Raw genomic sequence first — 11822 nt, forward strand, 5'->3', positions numbered from 1 at the left:
GGCGCATCACGCCGTTCCGAGCAACCTCGCGAAGTTTGCGATCCCCGCGGCCTCGACCGCCTGCTGCCTGCCGTCGGCCACGGCCGCGCGCGGCGGTTCCCCGTCGCCGGCGGCACTCCCCGGGCCCGTGCCACCCCTCGGTCCGAGGAGCGAGACGAGTTCAGCTGCGGCACGGCCGATCCGGTCGTTCAACGACGCGGTGTCCCCACCGGCGCCCGCCCAGTCCGCCGACGCGGCGTAGACGCCGGTCGGCAGGACGACGGCACGTAGGTAGGCGAACAACGGTCGCAGCGCGTGGTCGAGCACCATCGAGTGGCGCGGACTGCCGCCGGTCGCGCCGATCAGCACCGGTTTGCCCGACATGGCGTCGATGTCGACGAGATCGAAGAACATCTTGAACAGGCCGCTGTACGACGCGTTGAAGACCGGGGTCGCCACGATCAGGGCATCGGCCCCCTCGACCGCGTCGAGTGCCGCGCGCGCCCGGCCCGAGGCGAAGCCGACCGTCATCGCCTGCCCCAGGTCGGCGGCGAGGTCACGCAGGTCGACGATCTCGACGTCCGCGCGGCCCGCCCCGAGTCCTTCGGTGACGGCGGCGACCATCCGGTCGACGAGCAGTCGCGTCGACGACGGTTCGGAGAGACCGGCATTCACCGCGACGATCCGCAGGGCGGTCACGAGGACACCTCCACATCCTGATCGGCTTCCTGGCGGGCGGCGACGAGCGAGGCGTGCGTCGGCGCGTCGGGAACGTCGTCGGGACGTCCCTCCGCAAACCCGGCGCGCAGGTCCGGTAGCACCTCGCCCAGCAGGTCGAGCTGCTCCAGCACGGTCTTGAGCGGCAGTCCCGCATGATCAACGAGGAACAGCTGACGCTGGTAGTCGCCGAAGGTCTCCCGGAAGGTCAACGTCTTGTCGACGAACTCGGCCGGGCTGCCGACGGTCAGCGGCGTCTGCGAGGTGAAGTCCTCGAGCGACGGACCGTGTCCGTACACCGGCGCGTTGTCGAAGTACGGGCGGAACTCGCGCACCGCGTCCTGCGACTTCGGCCGGATGAAGAACTGTCCGCCGAGCCCGACGATGGCCTGGTGGGCCTTGCCGTGGCCGTAGTGCTCGTACCGTTCGCGGTAGAAGTTGATCAGCCGCTGGAAGTGCTCGTTGGGCCAGAAGATGTTGTTCGCGAAGAACCCGTCCCCGTAGTAGGCGGCCTGCTCGGCGATCTCGGGACTGCGGATCGAACCGTGCCAGACGAACGGTGCCACGTCGTCGAGCGGGCGGGGCGTCGAGGTGAAGGACGTCAGCGGGGTCCGGAACTGTCCTTCCCAATCCACCACGTGCTCGGTCCACAACCGATGCAGGAGGTGGTAGTTCTCGATCGCCAGCGGGATCCCCTGCCGGATGTCCTGGCCGAACCACGGATAGACCGGACCGGTGTTGCCGCGCCCGAGCATCAGGTCGACGCGCCCGTCGGCCAGATGCTGCAGCATCGCGAAGTCCTCGGCGATCTTGACCGGGTCGTTGGTCGTGATCAGCGTGGTCGCGGTACTCAGCTGCAGGCGCTCGGTCTGCGCCGCGATGTAGGCCAGGGTCGTGGTGGGCGACGACGAGAAGAAGGGCTCGTTGTGGTGCTCACCGAGCGCGAACACGTCGAGCCCGATGTCCTCGGCCTTCTTGGCGATCTCCACGATCGCCTTGATCCGCTCGTGTTCTGTGGGCGTCGTGCCCGTGGTCGGGTCGGTGGTGATGTCACTGACGCTGAAGAGTCCGAACTGCATGTCGCGCCTCCTTGTGATGGTTACATCGAGCATAACCGGACCGCGGTCCGATTAATTCCGGTGGCCGGTGAGTTAGTGTTGGCTCACTGCGGAGAAGCGCCGCGGATAGACAACTGCATCGAGGAGAGTCGCATGAAGATCCGGAAGTCCGTCGCTGCCGTCACCCTCGCCGGGGCCGCTTTGTTCGTCGCCACCGGTTGTTCGGAGTCCACCGACACCGTCGACGAGGCGACGAGCGCGGTGTCCACCGCCGTCGAGTCCGCGGCGAGCCAGGTCGAGACCGCCGCCAGCGACGCGGTCGACGAGGTCACCGGGCTCAGCAATGACGACGCACAGGAAACCCTGCGCCAGGCCATCGACCCGAACACTTCCTCCGAGGAGCTCGACCAGGTCATCGACGTCACCAATCCCGCCACCAAACCGGCCGCGATGGCTTTCGCCAAGGGCGCCTCCGCCGCGGGATACACCCCGGACGCGTTCTCGGTGAAAGAGGTCACCGAGGACGGCGACAAGGCCACCGCGACCGTCGCGGTGAAGAGCCCGCATTCCTCGACGCCGGTTGACATCCAGCTCGGCTTCGTCAAGGTCGACGGCGACTGGAAGCTCAGTGGTGACGCCATTCAGCAGCTGATCAGCATGGGCAGCGGCCAGCAAGAGGGCAACTAGACCCACGGCGTACGTCGCCTCCTCGCCTACACTCGGACGGGTGCGGTTCCGACCCGGAGCCGGGCGGCGAGGAGGTGTACGTGCGTACCGATCAACCCACCCAACCGTTCGCTCCGCCGGTGACCCAGCGGCACGCGCGGTGGCCGCTCGTCAACGATCTCGACGACACCGAGTTGCCGGCTGCGGCCGAACCGACCGGCACGCGGGTCGACCTGCACGTTGCGGTACCCGCGTCGCCGAAGCTGCCGACCAAAGTCGAGCCCGCGGCGGAATCGTCACCGCGGATGGTGACGCGCAACGCCGACCGGCTGCCGGCACGAGAGCACGCCGCATTGCCGCCGGTGGGCGACTTCTGGGACCTGGAGAACGCCGGTCGGGCACCCCTTGCCGCGATGCCGCTGCCCGCGCGGACCTTTCCGGCGCGTCCGGCTCCGTACCTGACCAGGCCCGTCGGCGGCCGTTCCGTCGCTCCGGCAGCCTCGCTGGCGCTGACCACCGGGCTGATCTCCATACCCCTGACCCTCCTGCTGGGACTGGGCGCGATCCTCGGGCTGATCGCCGTCGTCGCCGGCGCGGTCGGAGTCAGGCAGGTTCGACGCGCCCCCGCGGAGCGCAAGGGCACCGGTCGCGCGATCACGGGCATCGTGACCGGCGCCGGCAGCGTGATCGTGGGCGGCCCGATCCTCTTCCTCGTTCTGCTCCTCGCCGGACTGTAGCCGCGGGCGCATTCTTCGAGGCCTGTCGCCGCCACGCTTGTCGCCGCCACGGTCGCACGACCGCAGAAACAACGAGACCCGCCTGTCGGCGGGTCTCGTCGGGTATGTCGGTGCGGGTCTCTAGCTGACCGCGCGGAGTCGGGGCCGGACCGAGGCGACCTCGCCGCGCTCGCGGCCGAGCCAGGCCTGGATCTCGCCGATGACCTGCAACCGGGAATCGACCGGGTCGATGTCCACGAGAGACGGCATACAGTGCATCAGGGCGGCGTAGAACGCCGAGGTCGGCGACATACCGTACTCGGCCAGCACGCTGCCGTAGTCCTCGACGCGATCGGCGAGTTCACCGTAGGTGAGAGCGTCATCGCCCAGCCGAACAGCGGTCAGGTGGGGCGTGATCGCCCCTCGTGTCTGGATGTCATCCAGTAGTAGCTGGTCCATGATTACTGCCTTCCCGCCCGTGGAGCGTCGATCGCTGTGTCCCCGCCTCCCCTGACGTTGGTACTCATGCGATCCTTCAACCAAGTGTGCCCTACCTCATTCAACTAGTAGAACACTGACTCAACATGTGTGGGATATTCCACAACAATTTCGGTAACTGTGCTGCAATCCGATGTTACGGCTGTGACTGCAGTTGCGACAGGTCACCACTGGGTTGATTCTTTACCTGTTATCCACGTGCAACTGTCCCGACATTCGAGCACGACCGACTTTCGCAATCGCGAGTGTCGGGGCCCGTCACCGACTCAGGCGTCGCCGCTCTTGTCCGCCTCCATCGCCTCGATGAGGCTCTTGGGCCGGAGGTCGGTCCAGTTCTGCTCCACGTACTCCAGGCACGCGGCGCGGCTGTCCTCGCCGAAGACCTTGGTCCACCCGGCGGGGATGTCGGCGAACGTCGGCCACAGCGAGTGCTGGTTCTCGTCGTTCACGAGCACGTAGAAGCGGCCGTCCTCGTCGTCGAATGGGTTCGTCATGGGTGTCCTTTCTCCATCGGCACGGCGACTGTCGTCACCCGCCTGCTTTGTTGTTGTCGAACGTAGTGGCTCGCCGCCCGGATTCACGCGAGGTCAGGTCGATGATGTCACGCAAATCCCCTCATTCCGGTGTCCGCTCGCCGAGGCCGTCGACCTGCGACAGCTGGGCATCGAGCGCGGGGCCGACGACCGCGAGCGCGTCGGCGTTCGCCATCCCGAGGTGGTGGGTGGCCACATCGACGTTGTCGACGGCGCCGGTGACGAACGGCCGCCAGGCCGCGGCCAGGGTCGACGGGTCGTCCTTGTCCTCGGTCGCGGTGAACACGTGTACGTCGCCGGCGAAGACATCGGGCCGGTAGTCGAGGACCACCTGGGTCGAGGACTCGAAGCTGTCCATGATGCGTTCCACCTGATCCTCCGCGAGCAGGCCCATGCCGGAGATCTGCTGCCGGATGATCGCGGTGACCTCCTCGGAGGTGGACGCCTGCACGTCGTCGCCGAGATCGAAGAGATCCCGCCAGCCGCCGAGGACGTCGACCACGGTGGACGCGTCCGGCTCGATCGCCGGCCCGGGCTCCGCCGCGGCCGCCTCGACCGGCTCCCCGTGCTGGGGGACGTCGTGGACGATCACCGGTTCGTCCTCCGGGCGGGAGTCCATGATCCCCAGGTAGGCGACCTGCTCCCCGAGTTCGACGAGGTGTACGGCCATCGCGTGGGCGATCACGCCGCCGACCGACCAGCCGAGCAGATGGTAGGGGCCATGCGGCTGGACCCGCCGGATCTCCTCGACATAGCGCCGCGCCAGCACCCGCGCGTCGGTCACGCTCGGCTCTCCGGTCACCACATGCGGGTCCTGGAGTCCGTAGATGGGCCGATCCCGCAGGTGCGGTGCCAGCCCGCCGTAGAACCACGCCAGGCCGCCGGCCGGGTGCACGCAGAACAGCGGCGGCCGCGAACCCTCGCCGCGGAGGCTGATCACCACGTCGTTGCTCACCGCGTTGTCCTCGGCCAGTCGGCGGGCCAGGCCACGCACCGTCGGATCGCTGAACAACCACGCGAGTTCGATGTCGAAGCCGTTGCGGTCGCGCAGCGTCGCCGCGACCCGGGTGGCCGAGAGGGAGTTGCCGCCCAGGTCGAAGAAGCTGTCGGTGGCACCGATCTGTTCGACGCCGAGGACCTCGGCGTAGGCATCGGCGATCGCCTGCTCGACCGGGGTGGCCGGGGCGACGAATTCGACGGAAGCCACCTCGGGAGCCGGCAGCGCCGCTCGGTCCAGCTTGCCGACCGGGGTCAGCGGGAACTCGTCGAGCACCGTGATCGAGGCAGGCACCATGTGTCCGGGCAGCTGCGCGGCCAGCAGACCACGAAGAGCGTCCACCTCTACACCGTCACCGACGACATAGGCGGCGAGGCTCGACGCCACCGAACTCGGGGTCCCCGACGAGCCGATGCCGACGACGACCGCGGAACGCACCTCGGGCGCCGAGCGCAGCACCGCCTCGATCTCGCCGAGTTCGATGCGCAGGCCGCGCAGCTTCACCTGGTCGTCGCTGCGGCCGGAGTACTCGAGCGTGAGGTCGCCCGACGGTGACTCGCGCCAGCGCACGACGTCGCCGGTCCGGTACATGCGGCGTCCGGGTCCGGCGAGCGGACTGGCGACGAACCGCGCGGCGGTCAGGCCGGGCTGGTCGAGATAACCGCGCGAGAGTGCGGGGCCGAGGACGTAGAGCTCCCCCGCCACACCGACCGGCACCGGCCGCAGGTGGGCGTCGAGCACGAGGAACTCGAGGCCGGGCAGCGGACCACCGAGGCGGACCGGGTCGCCGGGCGCCGCCGCTTCGGAGACCGCGACCATGATCGTCGTCTCCGTCGGGCCGTATCCGTTGTGGATGCGGGTGTGTGGCGCCCAGACGTCCATCACCGACTGCGGCACGGCCTCGCCGCCGACGGAGACCGCCTGCAGGCTGGGCAGCGCGGCCGGGTCGAGCGTCGACAGCACCGACGGCGTGAGGAAGGTCGTGGCGACCTCGTGTCGCTGCATGAACTCCTGCAGCTCCGTACCGCCGACCGCGGTCGACGGCCGGTAGACGAGCGTGCCGCCGTTGACCGTCGCGAGGAGGTACTCGAGCACCGAGGCGTCGAAGCTCGGGGACGCGAATCCCAGGACCACCGCCCCGTCCTCGGTTCCCAGCGCCGTCGACTTCGCCACGGCGAAGTTGCGCAGTCCCGAATGCGACACCGCGACGCCCTTGGGGCGTCCCGTCGACCCCGAGGTGTAGATGACGTAGGCGACGTTGTCGGTTCTGACCGGACCGGTCTGCTCGGCCGGGTCCACCGGTGCATCCGACGTGGCGTCGAGTTCGGCGGCCACCGCGGCGTCGTCGAGGCGGAGCCACTCGAAGCCCTCGTCCGGCAACGCGCCGACGGCGTGGACCGACAGCCCCATCCGGGCGCCGGAGTCCTCCACCATCGTCGCGACCCGTTCGGCAGGGTAATCCGGATCGATGGGAACGTAACCGCCGCCGGTCTTCGCGACCGCCCAGATCGCGACCAACAGGTCGACGGACCGGGGAATCGCAAGCGCCACCAGTGTTTCCGCACCGACGCCGCGACCGATCAGCCAGCGCGCCAGGCGGTTGGACCGGGCGTGCAGCGCGGAGTACGACAGCGTAGCGCCGGAGGCGTCGACCACCGCGGTACGACGCCGGTACCGCGTGCCGGCCTCGGTGAAGAGCTCGCCCAGCAACACGGCCTCGGCGGCCTGGCCGCCGTGTACCGGCACCAGCGACTCGGCCTCACCGGCCAGCAGGATGGGCGCCGCGGCGACCGGGGCGCTCGGGGTCGCGGTGAGCGCGCCGAGCAGGTTGACGAATCGGGCCGTGAAGCCGGTGGCGGTGGATTCCGCGAACAGATCGGTGGCGTATTGCAGTGCCGCCGACCAGGTCTCGCCCGCCTCCGCCTTCGCGATTGAGAACAGCAGATCGACCTTCGCCGGCACCTCGCCCGCGTCGAGCGGGCTGACCGAGATGTCGCCGAGATCGGCCGACAGCGACTGTCCGGCGAGCTCGGGGACCACCGCCTGGTCCAGGGTCAGCCACACCTGGGTGAGCGGGGCGAACGCCTCGGAACGAACCGGGTTGAGCCGGTCGACGAGGGTCTCGAACGGCAGATCGGCATGGGCGATGGCATCGAGGTCGGTGCGTCGGACGCGACCGAGGACGTCGACGAACGTGTCACCGGCCGCGTGGGCGGTACGCAGCACGAGCGTGTTCACGAACATGCCGACCAGCGGATCGAGTACCGCGGCACCACGTCCGGCGATCGGCGTGCCGATCGCCACGTCGTCGGTTCCCGACAGGTCGGCGAGCAGGACCGCCAGCGCCGCGTGCAGCACCATGAACGGGGTGACCCCGAACTCGTCGGCGACGGTGTCGATCCGGGCGGTGACGTCCGCCGGGATCGTGAAGGACACGCGCGAGCCACGCTGCGACGCGACCGCCGGGCGAGGCCGATCGGTCGGGAGTTCCAGGAGATCGGGCATCCCGGCCAGGTGCGCGCTCCAGTACTCCAGCTGGGCACCCATCACCGACGCCGCGTCGTCGACATCGCCGAGGGCGCGGCGCTGCCAGATGGCGTAATCGGCGTACTGGACGGGCAGTGGCTCGAACGACGGCTCTGTACCGGCGGCCCGTGCCAGGTAGGCGGCGGTGAGATCGGTGACCAGCGGCCCGAGGGATTCGCCGTCGGACGCCACGTGGTGCAGGACCACCGCGAGAATGTACTCGGATGTCCCGGAACCGGTTCCGATCTCGATCAGCCTGGTCCGCACCGGCCAGTCGACGGCGAGGTCGAATCCCGTTGTGACCGCGGCCAGTACGACCTCTCCCCCGTCGCGCCCGGCTGCGGTCGGCACGAACTCGTGGTCGAGCCGGGTCGCGATGTCGGCCACCGGGGCGATCAGCTGTACCGGCTGACCGCCGGTCTCGGGATAGGTGGTGCGGAGGATGTCATGGCGCGCGACGACATCGGCGATCGCGGCGCCGAGCGCGGCCGGATCGAGATCACCGGTCAGGCGCATCACCGCCGGGATGTTGTAGGCCGCCAGCGTCGGATCGAAACGGTTGATGAACCACATCCGCTGCTGGGCGTACGACAACGGAATCCGGTCAGGACGAGGCGTCACCGCGACGATGGGCGGGAGTCCGCCGGTACGGTCGCCGAGGCGTTCGGCCAGCAGGCGCGGCGTCGGCGCCTCGAAGACGTCACGCACCGTCACATCGATACCGAGAGCGTCTCCGAGCCGGGCCGCCGCCCGCATCGCCGACAGCGAGTTGCCACCGATGTCGAAGAAGTTCGTGGTGGCGCCGACATTCTCCGGCGACATCGACAGCAGCTCGGCGAAGACCGACGCCGCCGCCGCTTCCCGCGGGCCGGCGACCGGCACGATCGCGGCGGTGTCGACGGTCGGCGCCGGCAACTGCTGTCGCACGATCTTGCCCGCGCTACTCAGCGGCATCTCGTCGAGCAGCATCCACATCCCGGGACGCATGAACTCCGGGAGCGCCTGCGCCACCGCGTGTTTGACCGCATCCAGGTCCACCGACGCCGGTGTCAGGTAGGCCACGAGTTGCTGCCCGGCCGGCGTCTCGACGACGGCCGCCGCCGCGTACACGACGCCCGGCGCCGATGTGAGGGCCGACTCGATCTCGCCGAGCTCGATCCGCTGGCCACGCAGCTTCACCTGGAAGTCCGTGCGGCCCTGGTATTCCAGCTCACCGTCGGCTCGCCAGCGGACCAGGTCACCGGTCCGGTACAGGCGAGACCCCGGCACGCCGTAGGGGTTCGGCACGAAGCGTTCGGCCGTGAGCGCGGGCCGCGAGGTGTATCCGCGTGCCAACTGGATGCCGCCGAGGTACAGCTCGCCGGTGAATCCTGGTGCCACCGGGCGCAATCGATGGTCGAGCACCAGCGCGGTGGTGTTCGCGACGGGCCGCCCGATGGAGACCGAGTCGCCCGCGACCCGCGCGACGGTCGCGTAGATGGTCGCCTCGGTCGGTCCGTACTGGTTGTGGATCGGCGCGTGCGGGATCAGCTCCCGTACCGTCTCGGCGACGCGCTGCGGGAGCGCCTCGCCGCCCGTGTGCAGGTAGCGCAGCCGTGAGAGACCGCGCAGCTGTTCGGGATCGGCGACCTCGGTGAGCACGGCGAGCATCGAGGGCACCAGCGTCGCCGACGTCACGCCGAAGTCCGCGAGGTAGCGCAGGACGGCGACCGGGTCACGATGCTCACCCGGCTCCATGACCACCAGGCGGCCACCCGAGAGCGGCGGGCGGAGGATCTCGCCGACCGACGGATCGAAGGTGAGCTCCAACACCTGCAGGAAGACGTCGTCGGGTCCGAAATCGTAGGCGCCGCAGTCGTAGTCGAGATGGGCGCGCAGGGTTTCGTGACTCACCGTGACGCCCTTGGGACGACCGGTCGAACCCGACGTGAAGATGGTGTAGGCCGGATTCGCGCCGACGACTGCCGACGAACGCTCCGCCGGCGCGAAGAGCGACGCCGGCTCACCGGCGCCCGAGTCGTCGTCGACGGCCACGACGGTCACACCGGGGTCGAGGGCCTCGATGCCCGCCGGGACCAGTCCCGGGCCGATCAGCACCGCCGCGACATCGGCGGTGCGCGCCAGATAGTCGATGCGATCGGCCGGCGCGGCCGGGTCCATCGGCACGAATTGCCCACCGGCGGCGAGAATCGCGTGGACGGCGACGATCATCTCCGTCGACCGCGGGATGCACACGCCGACCGCGACCTCCGGTCCGACCCCCAGACCCACCAGCCGCCGGGCGAGAACGCTCACCCTGCTTCCCAATTCGGCATAGGTCGAATGCGCGCGGGTCGAGGCCCCGGCCGGACTCTCCACCGCGATCGCGTCGGGCGACGCGGCGACGCGCTCGAGCAGGAGATCGGCGACATGGGTGCCGGACGGGATCAGCTCCGGGCCGGTCGACCATGTGTCGAGGCGGGCCTCGTCGTCCTTCGACATCGGTGGGATGTCGGCGATCCGGGTCTGTGCGTCGCCCGCGATGGCCTGCAGGATGCGCTCGAGGGACCGCGCGAAGACGGCGATCTCGTCGGTGGCGAAGGCGTCGGGAAGGTAGGTCAAGCGGACCGCGATGCCCGACGCGGTCGGCGAGGTCGCGAGGTTGAGCGGGTAGTGCGTGGCGTCGGAGACCTCGACGTCCCGGATCGCCAGTCCCACTGCCGCACTGGCGGCACCGCCGGCCAGTGAGTCGTTGTCGACGGGATAGGACTCGTGCACGGTCAGGGTGTCGAACAACTGTGGCCGTCCGACGGCGGTGAGGATCTCGGGCAAGCCGATGTGCTGGTGATCGAGCACGGCGGTCTTGTCCGACTGCAACCGGCCGAGGACCTCGGCGATCGTCGCCTCCGGGTCGACGTCGACGACGGCGGGCAGCGTGTTGATGAACAGGCCGACCATCGACTCGACGCCGTCGAGTCCGGCGGGACGTCCGGACACGGTCTCGCCGAAGGTGACCACCCGGTTGTCGGTCAGCCGGGACAGCAGCACCGCCCAGGCGAGCTGCAACACCGTGGCCGTCGTCGAACCGGATTGCCGCGCCGTCCGCTCGAGCCCCGAGACCAGGTCGGGTTCGAGGACCCAGCGATGCTCGCGCGGCAGATGGTCTGCCGCGGAGTCGTTCTCGGCATCCTCGACGGCGTGGCCGGTGAGTCCGGGGGCGACCAGGGTCGGCTCCTCGACCGGTTCGAGGACCCGCCGCCACGCCGCGAGACCGGCGTCGAGGTCGGTGTCGGCGATGCGGGCCAGGTAGTCGGCGAAGTCGGTGCGTTCGGTCGTTCCCTGACCGGTGAACGGGGTCCCCGTCGCGTAGAGCGCCAGCAGGTCGGCCAACACGAGCGGCCCGGACCAGCCGTCGAACAGGATGTGATGGTTGGTGATGACCACGCTCGTGCCCTGTGCGTGGCGCACGACCACCGCTCGCAGCAGCGGCGGGTCGGCGAGGTCGAACGGTTCGGTGCGCTCGGCCGCCGACACCTCGTCGACGGCAGCCCGGACATCCACCTCGGCGGTGGTCGGCACGTCGAGCACGCGCCAGCGCAGCGGCACCGTCTCGGGCACGACGGTGACCACGTGCCCGCTGGGCACCCGGACGAACCCCGACTTGAGGGTGCGGTGGTGATCGAGCAGTGCGACCACCGCGGTGCGCAGCAGCTCGAGGTCGACCTCACCCTCGAGGTGCAGAACCGCTTGCGTCACATACACATCGAGTTCATCGGCGCCCGCGAGTTGGGACTGGAAGTACAGCCCGCGTTGCAGCGGCGACAGGGCCCAGACCTGCGCGCCGGGGAACCGCTGCGCCACGACGTCCAAGTCATGCTGGGTCACCTCGGCGCCCGGGACATCCGACGGCGAGCGGCCGACGTCGACGCCGTCCGTGACGAGGCGGACGACGTCGGCGAGTTCCGCGGTCCACCGTCGTGCGATGTCGCGGACATCCTCCGGCGACAGGATCGCCGCGGGGAACTGCAGATCGGCCGAGAGCACACGCCCCTTCGAGGACGCACCGGTGCTCGCGTTGACCGTCAGCACGCTCATGGCCGCCACCCCGTCGGACACCGTGGCCGGCAGGAACGGCGCGTCGGGTGCGGGCAGG

General features: G+C 69.6%; 7 protein-coding genes. 2 read left to right on the forward strand and 5 right to left on the reverse strand.

Annotated features, from left to right (window positions below; genetic code table 11):
* Positions 1–6 precede the first annotated feature (6 nt).
* Entirely contained in the window at positions 7–678 is a 672-nt protein-coding gene (locus tag M4D77_RS09850) for a CE1759 family FMN reductase (RefSeq protein ID WP_259936122.1), read from the reverse strand.
* Positions 675–1775 carry an LLM class flavin-dependent oxidoreductase gene (locus M4D77_RS09855; protein WP_165629707.1) on the reverse strand — a complete coding sequence of 367 codons (1101 nt, stop codon included), beginning with the start codon at positions 1773–1775 and terminating at the stop codon, positions 675–677. Before M4D77_RS09855 ends, M4D77_RS09850 begins: the two co-directional genes overlap by 4 nt.
* A 132-nt stretch (positions 1776–1907) precedes the next feature.
* Between M4D77_RS09855 and M4D77_RS09860 the strand changes: the two genes are divergently transcribed.
* On the forward strand, positions 1908–2441 hold the full coding sequence (locus M4D77_RS09860) for a DUF4878 domain-containing protein (RefSeq protein WP_006360231.1): 534 nt from the start codon (positions 1908–1910) through the stop codon (positions 2439–2441).
* Positions 2442–2521: 80 nt separating this feature from the next.
* A complete protein-coding gene (locus M4D77_RS09865; RefSeq protein ID WP_259936123.1) occupies positions 2522–3157 on the forward strand; it encodes a DUF4190 domain-containing protein in 636 nt (211 codons plus the stop codon).
* A gap of 120 nt (positions 3158–3277) precedes the next feature.
* Here M4D77_RS09865 and M4D77_RS09870 read toward each other — a convergent pair whose 3' ends face one another.
* From M4D77_RS09870 to M4D77_RS09880, 3 genes are all read right to left on the reverse strand, one after another.
* On the reverse strand, positions 3278–3595 hold the full coding sequence (locus tag M4D77_RS09870) for a hypothetical protein (protein WP_006360233.1): 318 nt from the start codon (positions 3593–3595) through the stop codon (positions 3278–3280).
* Between the two features lie 305 nt (positions 3596–3900).
* A complete protein-coding gene (locus M4D77_RS09875; RefSeq protein ID WP_006360234.1) occupies positions 3901–4128 on the reverse strand; it encodes an MbtH family protein in 228 nt (75 codons plus the stop codon).
* Positions 4129–4249: 121 nt separating this feature from the next.
* A partial coding sequence (locus M4D77_RS09880; RefSeq protein WP_396266571.1) for an amino acid adenylation domain-containing protein occupies positions 4250–11822 on the reverse strand: 7573 nt, incomplete at its 5' end.

This window comes from Gordonia sp. p3-SID1431 (assembly GCF_025143765.1).
GTDB lineage: Bacteria > Actinomycetota > Actinomycetes > Mycobacteriales > Mycobacteriaceae > Gordonia > Gordonia hongkongensis.